Origin of the sequence: Clostridium sp. AM42-4 (assembly GCF_003480105.1) — a bacterium.
Classification (GTDB): Bacteria; Bacillota; Clostridia; order Lachnospirales; family Lachnospiraceae; genus Brotaphodocola.
This window is the reverse complement of record NZ_QUIK01000009.1, coordinates 23836-43641: the sequence shown is the minus strand read 5'-3', so window position 1 is coordinate 43641 and position 19806 is coordinate 23836. Positions and strand designations below refer to the sequence as shown.

Below are 19806 nucleotides of genomic sequence, written 5' to 3'. Positions count from 1 at the left end.
GGAGGAACACACAGATGGCAAACGTATCTGTTTACAATATGGAAGGTAATGAAGTAGGCAAGATGGATTTAAACGATGCTGTATTCGGTGTTGAGGTTAACGAGCACTTAGTACACATGGCAGTCGTTGCACAGCTTGCTAACAATCGTCAGGGTACTCAGAAAGCAAAAACCCGTTCTGAGGTATCTGGTGGCGGTAGAAAACCGTGGAGACAGAAAGGAACCGGACATGCACGTCAGGGTTCAACCAGAGCTCCGCAGTGGACCGGCGGCGGTATCGTATTCGCTCCGACTCCAAGAGATTACACAATCAGACTCAACAAGAAAGAGAAGAGAGCAGCTCTGAAGTCTGCACTGACCAGCAGAGTGCTTGAAAACAAGTTCATCGTTGTTGACGAGCTGAAACTTGATGAGATCAAGACCAAGAAATTCCAGAACGTTCTGAATAACTTAAAGGTTAACAAGGCTCTGGTAGTAGTTGACGAGAACAGCGATAACGTTGTTAAGTCCGCTAAGAACATTCAGTCTGTAAAGACCGCTTATGTCAATACCATCAACGTATATGACATTCTGAAATACAACACCGTAGTAGCTACCAAGGCTGCTGTTGCAAATATCGAGGAGGTGTACGCATAATGGCTAACGTTCAGTACTATGATGTCATTCTGAAACCGGTTGTTACCGAGAAGAGCATGAACGCAATGAGCGAGAAGAAATACACTTTCCTGGTTCACACCGATGCGAACAAGTCCATGATCAAAGAGGCTGTTGAGAAGATGTTCCCGGGAACCAAAGTTAAGAGTGTAAACACCATGAACAGCGAAGGCAAGAACAAGAGACGTGGTATGACCTTCGGCAAGACCGCTGCTACCAAGAAAGCTATCGTTCAGTTAACTGAGGACAGCAAAGAGATCGAGGTATTCGCAGGTCTGTAGGCATTGAGCACTTAATGAGTGCGCAGAGCACGAATTTAGTGCGAAAGCCCATCGCGAACCTTAGCGAGGCTGAAAGCCGAGCTTAGTTGAGCGATGAAATGAAAAGAAACTATACGGCAGCCAGTGAAAAGAATATACTGCGCCGTGATAAAGAGATACACGCGAGTGCGTTGAAAACGCACGGACGTGTACGGAATTGAAAGGAGTTCAAGTCATGGGAATTAAAACATACAACCCATATACACCTTCCAGAAGACATATGACCGGTTCTGACTTCAGTGAGATCACCAAGTCCACCCCGGAGAAGTCTCTGGTTACTTCTTTAAAGAAGAATGCTGGCCGTAACAACCAGGGTAAGATCACCGTTAGACATCGTGGTGGCGGTTCCAGAAGAAAATACAGAATCATCGATTTCAAGAGAAACAGCAAGGATGGTATCCCGGCAACCGTTATCGGTATCGAGTACGATCCGAACAGAACTGCAAACATCGCACTGATCTGCTACGCAGACGGCGAGAAAGCTTATATCCTGGCTCCGGCTGGTTTAACCGACGGCATGAAGGTTATGAGCGGCGAGACTGCAGAGGCTAAAGTTGGTAACTGCTTACCGCTGGCAAACATTCCGGTTGGTGCGCAGATTCATAATATTGAGCTGTATCCGGGCAAGGGTGGTCAGCTGGTTCGTTCCGCTGGTAACGCTGCTCAGCTTATGGCAAAAGAAGGCAAATATGCAACCTTAAGACTTCCTTCCGGCGAGATGAGAATGGTTCCGATCGTATGCCGCGCAACCATCGGTGTTGTTGGCAACGGTGAGCACAATCTTGTTAACCTTGGTAAGGCTGGTAGAAAACGTCATATGGGTATCCGTCCTACAGTTCGCGGTTCCGTTATGAACCCGAATGACCATCCACACGGTGGTGGTGAAGGTAAGACTGGTATCGGTCGTCCGGGTCCTTCTACTCCGTGGGGCAAGCCTGCTCTGGGTCTGAAGACCAGAAAGAAAAACAAGCAGTCTAATAAGCTGATTGTAAGAAGACGCGACGGCAAGACCATTAAATAATTCAAGGAGGATACAAAACCTATGGCACGTTCATTAAAAAAAGGACCATTTGCAGATGCACACTTACTGAAAAAAGTTGATGCAATGAACGCAGCAGGACAGCATCAGGTAATCAAGACCTGGTCCCGCCGTTCCACAATCTTCCCGCAGATGGTTGGACATACAATCGCAGTTCACGATGGCAGAAAGCATGTTCCGGTATATGTTACCGAGGATATGGTTGGCCACAAGCTGGGTGAGTTCGTAGCTACCAGAACTTACAGAGGACATGGAAAAGACGAGAAGAAATCCAAACGATAATCGTCAGGATTGAAAGGAGGTTAATTAGCAATGGCTAAAGGACATAGAAGTCAGATTAAGAGAGAGAGAAATGCCCAGAAGGACACCAGACCGAGCGCAAAGTTATCTTACGCACGTGTTTCTGTTCAGAAGGCTTGCTTCGTATTAGATGCCATCAGAGGCAAAGATGTACAGACCGCACTTGGTATTGTAACTTACAACCCAAGATATGCTTCTTCTTTAATTAAAAAATTACTGGAATCTGCAATTGCTAATGCAGAGAACAACAACAACATGGATCCGGCAAAACTTTACGTAGAGGAGTGCTTTGCTAACAAGGGACCGACCATGAAGAGAGTAAAACCGAGAGCACAGGGCAGAGCTTACAGAATCGAAAAGAGAATGAGCCACATCACTGTTGTGCTGAATGAGAGATAAGAGGAGGCAATTATGGGACAGAAAGTTAATCCGCACGGCTTAAGAGTCGGTGTTATTAAAGACTGGGATTCCAAGTGGTATGCAGAAGGCAACTTCGCTGATTGCCTCGTTGAGGATTACAACATTCGTAAATTCCTCAAGAAGAAACTGTATAGCGCTGGCGTTTCCAAAATTGAGATTGAAAGAGCATCTGACAGAGTGAAGATCATCATCTTCACCGCTAAACCGGGCGTTGTAATCGGTAAGGGCGGCGCTGAGATCGAGAAGCTCAGAGGAGAAGTTCAGAAACTCACCGACAAGAGAGTATTTATTGACATCAAAGAAGTTAAGAGACCGGACCGCGATGCTCAGTTAGTAGCTGAGAACATCGCACAGCAGCTGGAAAACCGTGTTTCCTTCCGTCGTGCTATGAAGTCTACCATGGGTCGTTCCATGAAGGCTGGCGTTAAGGGAATCAAGACCGCTGTTGGCGGACGTCTTGGCGGTGCTGATATCGCTCGTACCGAGTTCTACAGCGAGGGCACCATTCCGTTACAGACATTAAGAGCAGATATTGACTATGGTTTCGCTGAGGCAGATACCACCTACGGCAAGCTTGGCGTTAAGGTTTGGATCTACAAAGGCGAGGTACTTCCTACTAAGGGAAACAAGGAAGGGAGCGATAAATAATGTTAATGCCTAAGAGAGTAAAGCGCCGCAAACAGTTCCGTGGAACTATGACCGGTAAGGCTTTAAGAGGAAATAAAATTAACTATGGTGAGTACGGTCTGGTTGCTACCGAGCCGTGCTGGATCAAATCTAACCAGATCGAGGCAGCCCGTGTTGCTATGACCCGTTACATCAAACGTGGTGGTAAAGTCTGGATCAAGATCTTCCCGGACAAACCGGTAACCGCTAAGCCGGCTGAGACCCGAATGGGTTCCGGTAAGGGCGCTCTGGAGTACTGGGTAGCAGTTGTTAAACCGGGCAGAGTAATGTTCGAGATCGCTGGTGTTCCGGAGGAGACCGCGCGTGAGGCATTACGTCTTGCTATGCACAAGTTACCATGCAAATGTAAGATTGCTGCTAAAGCAGATTTAGAAGGCGGTGATAACAGTGAAAACTAATAAATTCGTAGAAGGTTTAAAGGCAAAATCAGCGGCTGAGTTACAGGAAGAATTAGTAGCTGCAAAGAAAGAACTTTTCAACTTAAGATTCCAGAATGCAACCAACCAGTTAGATAATACCAGCAGAATCAAAGAGGTTCGCAAGAATATCGCTAGAATTCAGACTGTTATTACAGAGAAATCTAAACTGGCTTAAGGTTTGAAAGGAGAACATGACCGTGGAAAGAAATTTAAGAAAAACCCGCGTAGGTAAAGTCGTAAGCGACAAGATGGACAAGACCATCGTTGTAGCAATCGAGGACCACATCAAACATCCTTTATACGGCAAGATCGTAAAAAAGACCGTTAAGTTAAAAGCTCATGACGAGAACAACGAGTGCGGCAAGGGTGATACCGTTAAAGTTATGGAAACCAGACCGCTGTCCAAGGACAAGAGATGGAGACTGGTTGAGATTATCGAGAAGGCTAAATAAGTTATCCAGGAAGGAGTATCAGGCATGATTCAGCAGGAAACCAGACTGAAGGTTGCTGATAACACCGGAGCAAAAGAGTTACTTTGCATCCGTGTTATGGGTGGCTCTACAAGAAGATATGCTAACATTGGTGATGTAATCGTCGCTTCCGTTAAAGATGCAACACCAGGTGGCGTTGTAAAGAAAGGCGATGTTGTTAAGGCCGTTGTTGTTCGTTCCGTTAAGGGCGCACGCAGAAAAGACGGTTCTTATATCAAGTTCGATGAGAACGCAGCAGTTATTATCAAAGATGACAAGACCCCAAGAGGAACCCGTATCTTTGGACCGGTAGCAAGAGAATTACGTGAGAAGCAGTTCATGAAGATCGTATCTCTGGCTCCGGAAGTACTGTAAGGAGGTATTGGCTGTGCAGAAAATTAAAAAAGACGACCTGGTAAAGGTTATCGCAGGTAAAGATAAAGACAAAACCGGTAAAGTCCTGAGCGTTAAGGGCGGTAAAGTTCTGGTTGAGGGCTGCAACATGGTTACCAAGCACTCCAAACCGAACGCTGCAAACCCGCAGGGCGGCATCGTAAATCAGGAAGCAGCAATGGATATTTCCAACGTTATGCTGGTTGTTGATGGCAAAGCTACCCGTGTTGGCTTTGAAGTAAAAGATGGTAAGAAAGTCCGCGTTGCTAAGGCAACCGGTAAAGTAATCGACTAATTGCAGAGAGGAGGAACAGAGAGTTGGCTAGATTAAAAGAACAGTATCAGAGCGAGATGGTTGACGCACTGATTAAGAAATTTGGTTACAAGAACATCATGGAAGTCCCGAAGCTTGATAAGATCGTTATCAACATGGGCGTTGGTGAGGCAAAAGACAATGCTAAGGTTCTGGATTCTGCAGTTAGAGATTTAGAGCTGATTACCGGACAGAAAGCAGTTACCACTAAGGCTAAAAAGTCCGTTGCAAACTTCAAGATCAGAGAAGGTATGCCGATCGGATGTAAAGTTACCCTTCGTGGTGAGAAGATGTACGAGTTCGTTGATCGTCTGATCAACCTGGCTCTGCCGCGTGTACGTGACTTCCGCGGTGTTAACCCGAACGCATTTGATGGCAGAGGTAACTACGCTCTGGGTATCAAAGAGCAGTTGATCTTCCCTGAGATTGAATACGATAAAGTTGACAAGGTAAGAGGTATGGATATCATCTTCGTTACCACTGCCAAGACTGATGAAGAAGCTCGTGAACTTTTGACATTATTCAATATGCCATTTGCAAAATAACAGGAGGAAAGATCCATGGCTAAGACTTCAATGAAGATTAAGCAGCAGCGTCCGGCGAAGTTCTCCACCAGAGAGTACAATCGTTGCAGAATCTGTGGACGTCCGCATGCATATTTAAGAAAGTACGGCATCTGCCGTATCTGCTTCCGTGAGCTGGCATATAAGGGCCAGATCCCGGGTGTTAAGAAGGCAAGCTGGTAGGCATTGAGCACTTAATGAGTGCGCAGAGCACGAATTTAGTGCGAAAGCCCGTCACGAACCTTAGCGAATGCAAGCTGCCACGCAGCGCCGCATGAGCTTAGTTGAGTGACGCTGTGGCTCACGTGGAAACACCACAGCCAAAACAAATCAGCAGATGTCCCTCCCGAAACTTATGAGCCCCGGCGGCTTCGTAAGTTTCGAAGGAGTGAGGTCCAACAAAAAGGAAACCAACTAACAATATTAAGGAGGAATTATCCATCATGACTATGAGTGATCCGATCGCAGATATGCTTACAAGAATCCGTAACGCAAACACTGCTAAACATGACACTGTTGACGTACCGTCTTCCAAGATGAAACTTGCTATCGCAGACATCCTGGTAAAAGAGGGTTACATTGCAAAATACGATATCGTTGAGGACGGCGCATTCAAGACCATCCGCATCACCTTAAAGTACGGTGCAGATAAGAATGAGAAGATCATCAGCGGCATCAAGAGAATTTCCAAACCGGGTCTGCGTGTATACGCTAACAAAGAGGACCTTCCGAGAGTACTTGGCGGTCTGGGAATCGCAATCATTTCTACCAACCAGGGCGTTATCACCGATAAGGAAGCACGTCGTCTGGGCGTAGGCGGAGAGGTATTAGCATTCGTTTGGTAATTCGTTGCCACGAAGCTACTTCTATATATTATGTAACTGAAAACAGAAAACGCACAGAGCGTTTTCCGAAAATTTAAGTAGGAGGTAAATGGCATGTCACGTATCGGAAGAATGCCAATCGCAATCCCGGCAGGCGTAACTGTAACGATTGCAGAGAATAATAAAGTGACTGTAAAAGGTCCTAAGGGAACCCTTGAGAGAGAGTTATCGGTAGAGATGGACATCAAGGAAGAAGATGGACATATTGTTGTAACCAGACCGAATGACTTAAAGAAGATGAAATCTTTACATGGTCTGACCAGAACCCTGATCAACAACATGGTAGTTGGTGTTACCGCTGGCTACGAGAAAGTTCTGGAAGTAAACGGTGTAGGTTACAGAGCATCTAAGCAGGGCAAGAAATTAACCCTTAACCTGGGCTACTCCCATCCGGTAGAGATGGAAGATCCGGAAGGTCTTGAGACTGTTCTGGACGGCCAGAATAAGATCACGGTTAAAGGTATCGATAAAGAAAAAGTTGGCCAGTACGCTGCAGAGATCAGAGATAAGAGAAGACCTGAGCCGTATAAGGGCAAGGGTATCAAGTATGCTGATGAGACTATCAGACGTAAAGTTGGTAAGACTGGTAAGAAATAATTAAGGAGAGTACAAAGATGGTTAGTAAGAAATCAAGAAGCGAAATTCGCGTTAAAAAGCATACCAGATTACGTAATCGCTTTGCAGGTACTGCAGAGAGACCGCGTCTGGCTGTTTTCAGAAGTAATAATCATATGTATGCTCAGATTATTGACGACACAGTCGGCAATACTCTGGTAGCAGCATCCACCAATGAGAAGGCAGTTAAGGCTGAGCTTGAGCACACCAATGATACTGCAGCAGCAACCTATGTTGGAACTCTGATCGCTAAGAGAGCTCTGGAGAAGGGTATTGAGGAAGTCGTTTTCGATAGAGGCGGTTTCATTTACCAGGGTAAGATCCAGGCACTTGCAGACGCAGCTCGTGAAGCTGGTCTGAAATTCTAGTAGAGAGGAGAACGGCATGAAGCGTACAATTATTGACCCAAGTCAGTTTGAATTAAATGACAATGTAGTAGCAATCAAGCGTGTATCTAAAACCGTAAAAGGTGGACGTACCATGAGATTCTCTGCTCTGGTAGTAGTAGGTGATGGCAATGGTCACGTAGGTGCAGGTCTTGGTAAAGCTGGTGAGGTTCCGGAAGCAATCCGCAAAGGAAGAGAAGCAGCTATGAAGAACCTGGTAGAGATCCCGGTTGACGAGAACAAGAGTATCCCGCACGACCACATCTGCAAGTTCGGCAGCTCTTCTGTACTGTTAAAGAAGGCTCCGGAAGGTACCGGTATCATCGCTGGTGGTCCGGCTCGTTCCGTACTGGAGCTTGCTGGTATCAAGAACATCCGTGCTAAGTCTTTAGGCTCCAACAACAAGACCAACGTTGTTCTTGCAGTGATCAACGGTCTGACTCAGCTTAAGACTCCGGAAGAGTATGCAAAACTTCGCGGCAAATCTGTTGAAGAGATCTTAGGCTAAGGAGGGTAATGAAATGGCAGAGAAGTTAAAAGTAACGTTAGTCAAATCCCCGATCGGTGCTATCCCGAAGCAGAAAGCTACCGTAGAGGCTCTGGGCCTGAAGAAACTCAACAAGACTGTTGAGCTTCCGGATAACGAGGCTGTCAGAGGTATGATCTGGCACGTAAAGCATTTAGTTAAGGTAGAAGAAATCTAATTATAGAAGTAAGGAGGTGCAGTGCAATGGATTTATCCAATTTACAGCCTGCTGTAGGTTCTAAGCATAGTGATAATTTCAGAAGAGGACGCGGTCACGCTTCCGGAAACGGTAAAACCGCTGGTAAGGGCCACAAGGGTCAGAAAGCACGTTCTGGCGCACCGAGACCTGGTTTCGAGGGTGGCCAGATGCCGTTATACAGACGTCTCCCGAAGAGAGGCTTCAAGAATCGTAACACCAAAGTTATCGTTGGTATCAACGTAAGCGCTTTAGAGTGCTTCGAGAACGATGCAGTTGTTACTGTTGAGACTCTTCTTGAGAGCGGAATCGTTAAGAATCCGAGAGATGGCGTTAAGATCCTGGGTAACGGAGAACTGACCAAAAAGCTGACCGTAAAGGCAGATGCATTCAGTGAGGGTGCAAAGGCTAAGATTGAAGCTTTAGGTGGAACCTGCGAGGTGATCTAATATGTTAAAGACACTCCGAAATGCATGGAAGGTTAAGGAGATCAGAACAAAACTGATCTTCACCTTCCTCATGCTGGTAGTCATCCGTTTCGGATCTGAACTGCCGATTCCTGGAGTAAAGACGGACTTCTTTGCAAACTTTTTTGCAAACCAGTCCACTGACGCATTTGGATTTTTCAATGCGATGACAGGCGGATCCTTCTCCTCCATGTCCATTTTCGCATTGAGCATCACCCCGTACATTACATCTTCCATTATCATGCAGCTGCTCACGATCGCAATTCCAAAACTGGAAGAGATGCAGCGTGACGGCGAGGATGGCCGGAAGAAGATTGCAGAGTACACCCGTTACTTAACGGTTGCACTTGCACTGATCGAGTCCATTGGTATGTCTGTCGGCTTTGGCGGCCAGGGACTTCTGATCAATTATGATGTATGGAGCGTGATCATTGCAGTCGCTACCATGACTGCAGGAAGTGCATTCCTGATGTGGATCGGTGAGCGTATTACGGAGAAGGGCGTAGGCAATGGTATCTCCATCGTCCTGCTGTTCAACATCGTATCCTCCCTTCCGCAGGATGTGAACACCCTGTACACCAGATTTTTAAGCAACAGCAAGAACATCGGATCTACTGTATTGATCGTGCTCATCATGCTTGCGATCCTTGCAGCTATGGTTGTGTTCGTAATCATCCTTCAGGATGGCGAGCGCAGAATCCCGGTTCAGTATTCAAAAAAGATGGTAGGCAGAAAGTTAGTGGGCGGCCAGGCTTCCCACATTCCGTTAAAGGTGAACACCGCAGGTGTCATCCCGGTAATCTTTGCTTCCTCCATCATGTCCTTCCCGATTGTAATCGCACAGTTTTTCCATCCGGACTACACCACCATCGGTGGTAAGATCCTGATGGTTCTGAACTCTTCTTACTGGTTCAGACCGGAAATGCCGGCATATTCTGTGGGACTGGTGATCTATCTTGTGCTGATCGTGCTTTTTGCATATTTCTACACATCCATCACCTTCAATCCGCTGGAAGTGGCAAACAATATGAAGAAGTCCGGCGGTTTCATCCCGGGTATCCGCCCAGGTAAACCGACTTCTGAATACCTTGACAAGATCTTAAATTACATCGTATTTATCGGTGCAATCGGTCTGATCATTGTCAGCATTATCCCGATCATCATTTCCGGAGTATTTACGGTAAGCCGTCTCTCCTTCATGGGTACTTCCCTGATCATTATCGTCAGCGTTATCCTGGAGACCATCAAGGCTATCGAGTCCCAGATGATCGTTCGAAATTACAAAGGTTTTTTAAATGATTAAGCGTTCGTAAGAGAAAGCTGCTGCACGCGTAAGGGCAGCAGCTTCTTTTGGTTTCATAGGAAAGTGCGTCCTATGAAACCAAAAACGCTCCGCGAGGATCGCACTGCGGCGGAAAGGAACCATGTCGCCATTGCGACCCACCGCAGGCGGAGAATCCTGCAACGCAGGATTCTTTCTTAGTTCTAATAGGAGGATAAATCAGAATGAAGATCATCATGTTAGGTGCTCCGGGTGCTGGTAAAGGCACCCAGGCAAAGAAGATTGCAGCGAAATATGGAATTCCGCACATCTCCACCGGAGATATTTTCCGTGCGAATATCAAGGGCGGCACAGAGCTTGGTATGAAAGCAAAATCCTACATGGACCAGGGACAGCTTGTACCGGATGATGTAACCATCGGTATGCTGTTAGACCGCATCGCGGAGGCAGACTGTGAGAACGGATATGTACTCGACGGTTTCCCAAGAACCATTCCGCAGGCAGAAAGCCTCACGGAAGCACTGAACAAGCTGGGACAGAAGATGGACTTTGCAATCGATGTAGACGTTCCGGATGAGTCTATCATCAACCGTATGTCCGGCAGAAGAGCATGCCTTTCCTGCGGCGCTACCTACCATATCGTTTACAATCCGACCAAGGTAGAGGGTGTCTGCGACGCATGCGGACAGAAGCTGGTGCTTCGTGATGATGATAAGCCGGAGACTGTAAAGAAACGTCTGACCGTATATCATGACCAGACTCAGCCGCTGATCGACTACTATAAGAATGCCGGAATCCTGAAATCCGTTGATGGAACCCAGGATTTAAATAAAGTATTTGAGGACATCGAAGCTGTCCTGGAGGCGTAATATGGCCGTAACGATCAAATCCGCAAGAGAGATTGAGCTTATGCGGGAAGCCGGAAGAATTCTGGCAAAGGTGCATGAAGAACTGGGAAAAGCAATCCAGCCGGGAATGTCCACCCTGGACATTGACCGTCTGGGTGAAAAGCTGATCCGTGGATTCGGATGTGTTCCTTCCTTTAAGAATTATAACGGTTATCCGGCATCCATCTGCGTATCCGTGAACAACGAAGTGGTACATGGTATTCCGAATAAACATCATATCATCCAAGAGGGCGACATTGTCAGCCTCGATGCCGGTGTGATCTACAAAGGATATCATTCTGATGCGGCAAGAACCCATGCGGTTGGCCAGATCAGTCCGGAGGCGCAGAAACTGATCGATGTCACGAGACAATCTTTCTTTGAGGGGATTAAGTTTGCAAAAGCTGGCAATCATCTCAATGACCTGTCTTCTGCGATCCAGGCTTATGCAGAAAGCTTCGGATACGGTGTTGTCCGCGATCTGGTCGGCCACGGAATCGGTTCCCACTTACATGAGGATCCGGAGGTGCCGAATTTCTCCCGGAACCGCAAAGGCATTAAACTGGTTCCTGGCATGACACTGGCTGTTGAGCCTATGATCAACATCGGTACCCCGAATGTAGAGTGGCTGGATGATGACTGGACCGTTGTGACAAAAGACGGCAGTTTGTCTGCCCACTATGAGAACACCATTCTCATTACTGACGGTGAGCCGGAGATCTTATCTCTGTAAAGGCGGTGCGCGATGAAGATAGAGCGGTACTGTCCGGTAAAGTCTCTTGCAGGGCATGACAAAAACCAGTATTATATCGTAATATCCGATGAAGGGGAATCCGTTACCATGGCAAATGGAACCACCCGCAAGGTGGACGACCCGAAGCGGAAAAACAAGAAACATGTTCAGGCAGGGAAGACACCGCTTTTTCGCGGTCTTCCCACTGATGAAGAAATCCGAAACGAGCTCAAGACCTGGGTGGAACGCCACGGTTGTATTTAGGAGGAATTGATTATATGTCGAAATCAGATGTTATTGAAATCGAGGGAACTGTTGTTGAGAAGCTGCCGAACGCAATGTTCCAGGTAGAATTAGAGAATGGCCATCAGGTGCTGGCTCATATCAGCGGTAAGCTGCGTATGAACTATATCCGTATCCTGCCGGGCGACAAGGTTACCCTTGAGATGTCTCCGTATGATTTAAGCAAGGGCAGAATCATCTGGAGAGATAAATAAGCTTATAAAAGCAGCCGCTTTTATAAATAAAAAATAGTAAAAAATATTTGTAAAAACACTTGCATAAAAGAAACCATGATGTTATAATATCATGGCGACTTTGTTGAGATGCTGGGTGAAGTTTGTCTAAAACCAGCCCGGCTGTACCAATATATCTGGACAGATATATGCAACTGTAGAAAGGAGAATTGCCGTGAAGGTGAGATCATCAGTAAAACCGATTTGCGAAAAGTGCAAAATCATCAAACGCAAAGGCAGTATCAGAGTAATCTGTGAAAATCCTAAGCACAAACAGAGACAAGGTTAAAAACAAAAAGTTATAGGAGGTTACGACGCAAATGGCTCGTATTTCAGGTGTTGATTTACCAAGAGAAAAACGTGTTGAAATCGGTCTGACTTACATCTACGGAATCGGTAGAACAAGTGCAAACCGTATCCTTGCTGAGGCTGGCGTTAATCCTGACACTCGTGTTAAGGATCTGACCGATGACGAAGTAAAGAAGCTGGCAGCTGTTATTGCTGAGACCCAGACTGTTGAGGGTGATCTTCGCAGAGAGATCGCTATGAACATCAAGAGACTGCAGGAGATTGGCTGCTATCGCGGAATCCGTCATAGAAAAGGTCTGCCGGTTCGTGGTCAGAAGACTAAAACCAATGCAAGAACCCGCAAAGGTCCTCGTAAGACTGTTGCAAACAAGAAGAAATAAGTAATTCGTAACATTATGTAGAATCACGTTGCATGTTTTAAAAACAGGAACAAGATTCGGAAATTCAAGAAAGTAGGTTAGTTTAAAATGGCTAAAAAAGTGTCCACTGCAAAAAAAGTGACAAAAAAGCGCGTAAAGAAAAACGTTGAACGCGGACAGGCACATATCCAGTCTTCTTTTAACAACACCATCGTTACCTTAACCGATGCACAGGGTAACGCGTTGTCCTGGGCAAGTGCCGGTGGTCTGGGATTTAGAGGTTCAAGGAAATCTACTCCATATGCAGCTCAGATGGCTGCAGAAACTGCCGCAAAAGCAGCTTTAGTACATGGTTTAAAATCTGTAGACGTTATGGTTAAAGGACCTGGTTCAGGCCGTGAAGCAGCAATTCGTGCGCTTTCCGCATGCGGTATTGAAGTAACTAGCATTAAGGACGTAACTCCGGTTCCACATAACGGATGTCGCCCGCCAAAACGTAGAAGAGTCTAATTAGGAGGTACTAAAAGTGGCAGTAGATAGAGTTCCTGTTCTTAAAAGATGCAGATCTCTTGGTTTAGATCCGATCTATTTAGGAATTGATAAAAAATCAAACAGAGAATTAAAAAGAGCTAACAGAAAAGTAAGTGAGTATGGTCTCCAGTTACGTGAGAAGCAGAAAGCGAAATTCATCTATGGCGTATTAGAGAAACCGTTCCGTAACTACTACACCAAGGCTGAGAAAATGGAAGGCCAGACTGGTGAGAACATGATGATCCTTCTGGAGCGCAGACTGGACAACGTTATATTCCGTATGGGATTCGGCCGCACCAGACGTGAGACCAGACAGATCGTAGATCACAAGCACATCCTGGTAAACGGCAAGTGCGTAAACATTCCGTCCTACCTGGTAAAAGCTGGTGACGTGATCGAAGTAAAAGAGAAGGCTAAATCTTCTCAGAGATACAAAGATGCTCTTGAGGTAACTGCAGGACGTCTGGTTCCGGCTTGGCTGGATGTTGACCAGGAGAATCTGCGCGGTACTGTTAAAGAGCTGCCGACCAGAGATGAGATTGATGTTCCGGTAAACGAGATGCTTATCGTCGAGTTGTACTCCAAATAATTAAGAGTACCAATTTCCCTCGATAGAAGAACCCAAAAGGAGGGGCTAGAGTCGTGTTCGATTTTGAGAAACCAAACATTGAGATTGTTGAGATTTCTGATGATAAGAAATATGGCAAGTTTGTAGTTGAACCACTTGAGAGAGGCTATGGCACAACGCTGGGTAACTCCCTGAGAAGAATCATGCTTTCTTCTCTGCCGGGTGCAGCTGTCAGCCAGGTGAAAATCGACGGCGTTTTGCATGAGTTCAGTTCTATTCCGGGTGTTAAGGAAGATGTAACTGAGATCATCATGAACATCAAGAGCTTATCTATTAAGAACAACAGCGATAGCAACGAAGTAAAGACCGCTTACATCGAGTTCGAGGGTGAGGGTGTCATTACTGCAGCTGATATCCAGGCTGACCCGGACATCGAAATCATGAATCCGGATCAGGTGATCGCACACTTAAGCGGCGGCGCAGACAGCAAGTTCTACATGGAGCTTACTATCACCAAGGGCCGTGGCTATGTGAGCGCAGACAAGAATAAGACAGAAGATATGCCAGTTGGTGTGATCGCGGTGGATTCCATCTATACACCGGTTGAGCGTGTCAACATGTCCATTCAGAATACCCGTGTTGGACAGGTTACCGATTACGATAAGCTGACCTTAGACGTGTATACCAATGGAACCTTAGCTCCAGACGAGGCTGTAAGCCTTGCAGCGAAAGTTCTGAGCGAGCACTTAAATCTGTTCATTGACCTTTCTGAGAATGCCAAGACCGCTGAGATCATGGTAGAGAAAGAGGACAATGAGAAAGAGAAAGTTCTCGAGATGAACATCGATGAACTGGAACTGTCTGTTCGTTCCTACAACTGCTTAAAGAGAGCCGGCATCAATACTGTGGAGGAACTGTGCAACAGAACTCCGGAGGATATGATGAAGGTTCGTAACCTCGGCAGAAAGTCCCTCGAGGAGGTTCTGGCGAAGTTAAAAGAATTAGGTCTGCAGCTGAATCCAAGTGAGGAGTAAAATGACGAACTTGGATGATACTCGAATGAAGTGAAACGGAGTTTGAGTTTCCCCTGTCAGCGAGGAACAATTCGACAATTAGAAACTGAAAGAGTGGCGGCTCCGTAAGTCCATCAGGCAGAGAGCCGCTACATTATGAAAATTGGAAGCTGTGGTCCGGTAAGACCAAAGGGCACGGGACTGCACTCCACATTATATGGAGGAAAATAAAATGGCAGGTTATAGAAAGCTTGGAAGAACTTCCAGCCAGAGAAAAGCAATGATCCGCAGCCAGGTAACTGCACTGCTGTATCATGGAAGCATCAAAACTACTGAGGCTAGAGCAAAAGAGATCCGCAAAGTTGCTGAGGGTCTGATCGCACTGGCTGTGAAAGAGAAAGACAACTTCGAGACCGTTACTGTTACCGCTAAGGTTGCTAAAAAGGACGCTGAGGGTAAGAGAGTCAAAGAAGTAGTAAACGGCAAGAAAGTTACCGTTTATGATGAAGTTCAGAAGGAAATCAAGAAAGATAAGCCGTCCAGACTTCATGCTCGTCGTCAGATGCTCAAAGTTCTCTACGATGTAACTGAGGTTCCGACCGCAGCTGCTGGTAAGAAGAAAAACACCAAGTCCGTAGATATCCCGGCAAAACTCTTTGATGAGGTTGCTCCGAAGTACGTTTCCCGTAACGGTGGTTACACCCGTATCGTTAAGATCGGCCAGCGTAAGGGCGACGGCGCTATGGAAGTGCTGTTAGAGCTTGTTTAATCGTATAATCATATAATTTTATGAGCTTATGGCTCCCGGAGATTTGTTCTTCGGGAGCTTTTTTATATGATAGGAAATTGCGTCCTATCATATAAAAACGCTCCGCGAGAATGTGCCAAGGCACATTCTTTTTTCATGCGTTAAAAAACTTAATAATTTGTTTAAAATATTCAGGTTTATGGCAAAAATGCGGAAAATCAGTAAGAAATATGTAAGTTGACCGGACATCTTCTTTCACTTATAATGAAATTACAAAAGAAAACAATATTTATTTTGAAAATAAGAGAGTGAGGGATGAGCATGACAAAGAGAAGGTTTGCAGTATGGGGACTGATCCTGGCTCTGTGTACAGGCACAGCAGGTATGACAACAGCCTATGCGGCTGAAAAAACAATTTCCAGTGTAAAGCTGCAGATTTACACAGACCTGGAGGTTGGAGATCGGATTGGAGATGCTTCCATTGACATTGACAGTACCACTGCACCGGGCGGCGGTATTGCCATCTCCGGATCTACTGACCGTTACCAGATCAAAGAGGCAGACTGGACAACATCTTCTTCTAAAGAAATCAGTGTGGGATATCAGCCGGAACTGAAAATCCGCCTGGAAGTGACTGATTCAGATTATGCGTTTAAGGGAACCTACCGTTCCAGCAACGTAACTGTCAAGGGCGCTGAGTTTGTCAGTGCCAGCAAGAGCAGCGGGGATTTGGTCATCAAGGCAAAGTTGAAACCGATCAAAGGTACCTTTGAGGCACCGGAGGATGCGTACTGGAAGGACAATGCCAAGGGAACCGCAAAGTGGGAAGAACCGGATAATGGCGGAACCGGTCAGTATGAGGTAGAGCTGCGTAAGGGCTCTTCCAAGATCCACACGGTAGAGACTACCGGCAAAACATATAACTTCTATCCATACATGACTCAGGCAGGCACCTATAAGTTCCGCGTGCGCACCATCGCCAAGACATCCAAACAGGATGATTACGGCAAGAGCAGTGAGTGGGTAGAGTCCGATGAGATCTATCTGGCAAAGGAAGATGTATCAGATGGCAGTGGCCGTAATGACAGCGGCACCTCCGGCAATACGAACGCAGGCTGGCGCAAGTACGGCAATACCTGGTATTACTACTATCCGGACGGCAGCTATGTGAAGAATGGCTGGGCAGAAGTAGGCGGGCGCTGGTATCTGTTTGACGCAAGCGGAAGAATGCTGACCGGCTGGCAGGTACGCAACGGTCAGATGTATTACCTGGATGGAAGCGGAGCTATGATAACAGGCTGGCTTTCCTGGAATGGCCGCTGGTGCTACATGAATGAGACACAGGATCAGTACTATGGCTGTCTGGTATGCGGCCATTGGATGAACCGCGATGGCAAGACCTATTATCTGGACGGTGTTGGTTACATGGTTGAAGGCTGGTACCAGGTAGATGGCAACTGGTATTATTTCTATCCGGGACAGGGCAACAAGGCAGTGAACACTACCATCGATACCTTTTATGTGAATCAGCAGGGAATCTGGGTACACTAAAACAAGATAGGACTGCCGGAAAAAGGAGCATTAAAAACTCCTTTTTCCAGCAGTCCCTTTTTTGTATGATAGGAAATTGCGTACTATCATATAAAAACGCTCCGCGAGAATGTGCCAAGGCACATTCCTTTTCATTTGTGAAACTTGTACAAATCGGAACGAAAAATATGTGGAAAACAGAAAAAAACAGAAAATGGATTGCACGCTGATAATATCAGTGATATATTAAGCTTAGCATTAAGAAAGAAAAGGAGTAATGACATGACGAAAAAAGAGCGTGTAATTGCAGCAATCGAGCAGCGAGAGATCGACGGTGTTCCGTCCAGCTTTTCTCTTCATTTCCCGGCAGACAAGAAGCAGGGAGAGGCATGTGTGAAGGCACATCTGGATTTCTTTCGGGATACAGATGCGGATATCTGTAAGATCATGAATGAGAATCTGGTACCGGTATTCGGAACCATCCATACTCCGGACGATTATGACCGTCTGATTCCTGTTATGACCATGGAAGACGAGTTCATGAAAAAGCAGATGGAACTGACCAGGCAGATCCTGGCGGGCTGTGATAAGGATGTATTTACCATGGGTACTCTCCATGGCATCTGTGCATCCGGCATTCATCCGATTGAGCAGGCTGGCATCAATTATTATGCAGCAAGACAGATGCAGGTTGATTTCCTCAGATGGGATGAGAAGAAGATGCTTTCCGCTATGCAGCGCATTACCGATGTGCTGTGCCTGTTGGCAAAGGCTTACATCGAGGCTGGTCTGGATTCTGTTTATTATGCATCCCTTGGCGGCGAATATGAGTTCTTTACGGACGAAGAGTTCGCAAAATGGATCAAACCGTTTGATATCCAGGTTATGAAGGCTATCAAAGAGGCAGGCGGATACTGCTTCCTGCACATCTGTAAGGATCACCTGAATATGGAGCGCTACAGAGATTATGCTCCGTATGCAGATGTTGTGAACTGGGGCGTATTTGAGGCACCGTTTGATCTGGAAAAAGGAAAAGAGCTCTTCCAGGGCAAGACCATTATGGGCGGACTGCCGAACCGTCACGGAGTTCTGGTTGATGGAACCAAAGAAGAGGTTGAGGCTGAGGTAAAGAAAGTGATTCGTGAGTACGGAAGAAAAGGCCTGATCCTTGGCGCAGACTGTACATTGGCAACAGAACAGGATCTGGATAAGGTAAAGGCCGCAGTGCTTGCTGCGAGAAATAGTTGACAAAATCCTATTTACCTATATAATAAGTATGTAAGAAAAGAACCCACACAGATGTGAGCATTCATGACTCTGTGCGGGTTCTTTTTTATATGATAGGAAATATCTCAGGCAAAAAGTTTTACAAGCTCCTTCAGCATTTCGGTGATAGCTTCCATGGACTGAATGGATACAAATTCATGGCGTCCGTGGCCATTCTGACCTCCGGTACAGATGTTGGGACATGGGAGTCCCTGATAAGAAAGACGCGCGCCATCTGTGCCGCCGCGGATCGGAGTGACGATCGGGGTGATACCGCAGTGCTCCATGGCAGTCATGACATTGGAGATAAGCTTCTCGTGGCCTTTGACCTGCTCATACATGTTTCGGTAGGTTTCAGTGATGGTGATCTCTGCAGTGCCGGCACCATATTTTTTGTTGATGAAATCGACTGCCTCCTGCATGATCTGCTGACGATGCCGGAACAGTGCCTCGTCATGGTCGCGGATCAGGTAGTTCATGACGGCGGTTTCGGTTCGTCCCTGAAGCTTGTCCAGATGATAGAAGCCTTCCCGGTTCTCTGTGCATGCCGGAGTTTCATATGCCGGAAGCAGTGCCTGATATTCCATGGCGATCTGAATGGCATTTTTCAGGATTCCTTTGGCATAGCCGGTATGGGCAGTGACTCCGTGAATCGTAACAACTGCAGAAGCGGCATTGAAGTTTTCATAGGAAAACTCACCGATCAGGCCGCCGTCGATGGTATAGCCATAGGCAGCGCCGACCTCTTCGAGGTTTACGTGGTCTGGTCCGCGGCCGATTTCTTCATCCGGAGTGAACAGGATGGAGACAGGCGGATGCGGATAATCCGGGTTCTGCATCAGAAATTCTGCCAGAGTCATGATCTCTGCCACGCCGGCTTTGTCGTCTGCACCAAGCAGGGTAGTGCCATCGGTGACGATCAGATCCTGGCCAACGAATGTTTTCAGATTCGGAAATACGGAAACAGCGGTGACAATGTGCTTCTCTTCATTGAGGACGATGTCATTTCCGTCATAATTGCGGATGATGCGTGGTTTGATATTGTCACCGGACATGTCCATGGCAGTGTCCATATGCGCAATGAGTGCCAGACAGGCGCCGGTGCAGCCCTTTGCAGCCGGAATATGGCCGTATACATAGCCGTTTTCATCGGTGTGGGCGTCAGTAATACCGAGAGCTTTCAGCTCATCTGCCAGCCGGGCAGCCAGAACTAGCTGTCCTTTGGTGGAAGGTACGGTGGAGCTGGTAATGTCAGACTGGGTGCCGTACTGTACATAATTTAAAAATCTTTCACTTACATTCATGATTGATTTCCTCCTTGTCAAAATACATTTATCATGTTTCGGAAGGTTCGTCAAGATTGGCCCTGGCAAAATGGAAAGATTGGTAGATGTGTATAGAAAAAAATAAGAAA

33 protein-coding genes are annotated in these 19806 nt (G+C 46.5%); 32 read left to right on the top strand and 1 reads right to left on the bottom strand.

Annotated elements, in window-relative coordinates; all coding sequences use genetic code 11:
* The first annotated feature begins 14 nt into the window (after nt 1-14).
* The 32 genes from rplD (at nt 15) to DW922_RS08600 (ending at nt 18374) form a co-directional block, all read left to right on the top strand.
* Nucleotides 15-635 carry a 50S ribosomal protein L4 gene (gene rplD, locus DW922_RS08755; RefSeq protein ID WP_118533459.1) on the top strand — a complete coding sequence of 207 codons (621 nt, stop codon included), beginning with the start codon at nt 15-17 and terminating at the stop codon, nt 633-635.
* Entirely contained in the window at nt 635-934 is a 300-nt protein-coding gene (rplW, locus tag DW922_RS08750; protein WP_118533457.1) for a 50S ribosomal protein L23, read from the top strand. Before rplD ends, rplW begins: the two co-directional genes overlap by 1 nt.
* Nucleotides 935-1148: 214 nt before the next feature.
* Complete coding sequence (gene rplB / locus DW922_RS08745; RefSeq protein WP_118540166.1) at nt 1149-1994, top strand: 50S ribosomal protein L2; 846 nt, start codon at nt 1149-1151, stop codon at nt 1992-1994.
* Nucleotides 1995-2015: 21 nt separating this feature from the next.
* Nucleotides 2016-2294: a 30S ribosomal protein S19 gene (gene rpsS, locus DW922_RS08740; protein WP_006782235.1), complete on the top strand. Its 279-nt coding sequence runs from the start codon at nt 2016-2018 to the stop codon at nt 2292-2294.
* Nucleotides 2295-2324: 30 nt separating this feature from the next.
* Entirely contained in the window at nt 2325-2711 is a 387-nt protein-coding gene (gene rplV / locus DW922_RS08735) for a 50S ribosomal protein L22 (RefSeq protein ID WP_118533453.1), read from the top strand.
* Nucleotides 2712-2723: 12 nt separating this feature from the next.
* Complete coding sequence (gene rpsC, locus DW922_RS08730; protein ID WP_118718802.1) at nt 2724-3380, top strand: 30S ribosomal protein S3; 657 nt, start codon at nt 2724-2726, stop codon at nt 3378-3380.
* Nucleotides 3380-3817 carry a 50S ribosomal protein L16 gene (gene rplP, locus DW922_RS08725; protein WP_118540164.1) on the top strand — a complete coding sequence of 146 codons (438 nt, stop codon included), beginning with the start codon at nt 3380-3382 and terminating at the stop codon, nt 3815-3817. Before rpsC ends, rplP begins: the two co-directional genes overlap by 1 nt.
* Nucleotides 3807-4013, top strand: coding sequence for a 50S ribosomal protein L29 (gene rpmC, locus DW922_RS08720; protein WP_118533447.1), 207 nt, complete (start codon nt 3807-3809; stop codon nt 4011-4013). The genes rplP and rpmC overlap by 11 nt, the downstream gene beginning before the upstream one ends.
* A gap of 16 nt (nt 4014-4029) precedes the next feature.
* The gene (rpsQ, locus tag DW922_RS08715) at nt 4030-4290 is read left to right on the top strand and encodes a 30S ribosomal protein S17 (protein ID WP_118533445.1); all 261 of its coding nucleotides are present in this window, start codon (nt 4030-4032) and stop codon (nt 4288-4290) included.
* Nucleotides 4291-4314: 24 nt separating this feature from the next.
* Entirely contained in the window at nt 4315-4683 is a 369-nt protein-coding gene (gene rplN, locus DW922_RS08710) for a 50S ribosomal protein L14 (protein ID WP_118533444.1), read from the top strand.
* Nucleotides 4684-4696: 13 nt separating this feature from the next.
* Nucleotides 4697-4996, top strand: a complete 300-nt coding sequence (rplX, locus tag DW922_RS08705; RefSeq protein WP_118533442.1) for a 50S ribosomal protein L24 — start codon at nt 4697-4699, stop codon at nt 4994-4996.
* 23 nt (nt 4997-5019) lie between these two features.
* Nucleotides 5020-5559: a 50S ribosomal protein L5 gene (gene rplE, locus DW922_RS08700; RefSeq protein ID WP_118533440.1), complete on the top strand. Its 540-nt coding sequence runs from the start codon at nt 5020-5022 to the stop codon at nt 5557-5559.
* 15 nt (nt 5560-5574) lie between these two features.
* A complete protein-coding gene (locus DW922_RS08695) occupies nt 5575-5760 on the top strand; it encodes a type Z 30S ribosomal protein S14 (RefSeq protein ID WP_002566501.1) in 186 nt (61 codons plus the stop codon).
* Nucleotides 5761-6020: 260 nt separating this feature from the next.
* The gene (gene rpsH, locus DW922_RS08690; RefSeq protein ID WP_118540163.1) at nt 6021-6422 is read left to right on the top strand and encodes a 30S ribosomal protein S8; all 402 of its coding nucleotides are present in this window, start codon (nt 6021-6023) and stop codon (nt 6420-6422) included.
* A 93-nt stretch (nt 6423-6515) separates the two neighbouring features.
* The gene (gene rplF / locus DW922_RS08685) at nt 6516-7058 is read left to right on the top strand and encodes a 50S ribosomal protein L6 (protein WP_118726358.1); all 543 of its coding nucleotides are present in this window, start codon (nt 6516-6518) and stop codon (nt 7056-7058) included.
* 17 nt (nt 7059-7075) lie between these two features.
* Complete coding sequence (gene rplR / locus DW922_RS08680; protein ID WP_118540161.1) at nt 7076-7444, top strand: 50S ribosomal protein L18; 369 nt, start codon at nt 7076-7078, stop codon at nt 7442-7444.
* A 16-nt stretch (nt 7445-7460) separates the two neighbouring features.
* Nucleotides 7461-7970, top strand: coding sequence for a 30S ribosomal protein S5 (gene rpsE, locus DW922_RS08675; RefSeq protein ID WP_118718803.1), 510 nt, complete (start codon nt 7461-7463; stop codon nt 7968-7970).
* A 13-nt stretch (nt 7971-7983) separates the two neighbouring features.
* Nucleotides 7984-8166 carry a 50S ribosomal protein L30 gene (rpmD, locus tag DW922_RS08670; RefSeq protein ID WP_118718804.1) on the top strand — a complete coding sequence of 61 codons (183 nt, stop codon included), beginning with the start codon at nt 7984-7986 and terminating at the stop codon, nt 8164-8166.
* Nucleotides 8167-8192: 26 nt separating this feature from the next.
* A complete protein-coding gene (gene rplO / locus DW922_RS08665) occupies nt 8193-8633 on the top strand; it encodes a 50S ribosomal protein L15 (protein ID WP_118533428.1) in 441 nt (146 codons plus the stop codon).
* 1 nt (nt 8634) lies between these two features.
* Entirely contained in the window at nt 8635-9954 is a 1320-nt protein-coding gene (gene secY, locus DW922_RS08660; RefSeq protein ID WP_118718805.1) for a preprotein translocase subunit SecY, read from the top strand.
* 203 nt (nt 9955-10157) lie between these two features.
* Complete coding sequence (locus tag DW922_RS08655; RefSeq protein ID WP_118718806.1) at nt 10158-10802, top strand: adenylate kinase; 645 nt, start codon at nt 10158-10160, stop codon at nt 10800-10802.
* 1 nt (nt 10803) lies between these two features.
* A complete protein-coding gene (gene map / locus DW922_RS08650; protein ID WP_118718807.1) occupies nt 10804-11553 on the top strand; it encodes a type I methionyl aminopeptidase in 750 nt (249 codons plus the stop codon).
* 12 nt (nt 11554-11565) lie between these two features.
* Nucleotides 11566-11817 (top strand): KOW domain-containing RNA-binding protein, encoded by a 252-nt coding sequence (locus tag DW922_RS08645; RefSeq protein WP_118718808.1) that lies wholly within the window; start codon nt 11566-11568, stop codon nt 11815-11817.
* A gap of 14 nt (nt 11818-11831) precedes the next feature.
* On the top strand, nt 11832-12050 hold the full coding sequence (infA, locus tag DW922_RS08640; RefSeq protein ID WP_118533418.1) for a translation initiation factor IF-1: 219 nt from the start codon (nt 11832-11834) through the stop codon (nt 12048-12050).
* Between the two features lie 193 nt (nt 12051-12243).
* Nucleotides 12244-12357 (top strand): 50S ribosomal protein L36, encoded by a 114-nt coding sequence (gene rpmJ / locus DW922_RS08635; RefSeq protein ID WP_003497809.1) that lies wholly within the window; start codon nt 12244-12246, stop codon nt 12355-12357.
* Between the two features lie 31 nt (nt 12358-12388).
* Nucleotides 12389-12757 carry a 30S ribosomal protein S13 gene (rpsM, locus tag DW922_RS08630; RefSeq protein ID WP_118540154.1) on the top strand — a complete coding sequence of 123 codons (369 nt, stop codon included), beginning with the start codon at nt 12389-12391 and terminating at the stop codon, nt 12755-12757.
* A gap of 87 nt (nt 12758-12844) precedes the next feature.
* Nucleotides 12845-13246 carry a 30S ribosomal protein S11 gene (rpsK, locus tag DW922_RS08625; protein WP_118533414.1) on the top strand — a complete coding sequence of 134 codons (402 nt, stop codon included), beginning with the start codon at nt 12845-12847 and terminating at the stop codon, nt 13244-13246.
* A gap of 16 nt (nt 13247-13262) precedes the next feature.
* Complete coding sequence (gene rpsD / locus DW922_RS08620; protein ID WP_118726357.1) at nt 13263-13856, top strand: 30S ribosomal protein S4; 594 nt, start codon at nt 13263-13265, stop codon at nt 13854-13856.
* A gap of 53 nt (nt 13857-13909) precedes the next feature.
* Nucleotides 13910-14869, top strand: a complete 960-nt coding sequence (locus tag DW922_RS08615; RefSeq protein WP_118540152.1) for a DNA-directed RNA polymerase subunit alpha — start codon at nt 13910-13912, stop codon at nt 14867-14869.
* Between the two features lie 211 nt (nt 14870-15080).
* Nucleotides 15081-15617 (top strand): L17 family ribosomal protein, encoded by a 537-nt coding sequence (locus DW922_RS08610; RefSeq protein ID WP_118533408.1) that lies wholly within the window; start codon nt 15081-15083, stop codon nt 15615-15617.
* A 300-nt stretch (nt 15618-15917) separates the two neighbouring features.
* Nucleotides 15918-17147, top strand: coding sequence for an N-acetylmuramoyl-L-alanine amidase family protein (locus DW922_RS08605; RefSeq protein WP_182436799.1), 1230 nt, complete (start codon nt 15918-15920; stop codon nt 17145-17147).
* A gap of 261 nt (nt 17148-17408) precedes the next feature.
* Nucleotides 17409-18374, top strand: a complete 966-nt coding sequence (locus DW922_RS08600; protein ID WP_118718811.1) for a uroporphyrinogen decarboxylase family protein — start codon at nt 17409-17411, stop codon at nt 18372-18374.
* 104 nt (nt 18375-18478) lie between these two features.
* Here the strand turns inward: DW922_RS08600 and pepT are convergent, their stop codons facing one another.
* Nucleotides 18479-19696, bottom strand: a complete 1218-nt coding sequence (gene pepT / locus DW922_RS08595) for a peptidase T (RefSeq protein WP_118726356.1) — start codon at nt 19694-19696, stop codon at nt 18479-18481.
* Nucleotides 19697-19806 lie beyond the last annotated feature (110 nt).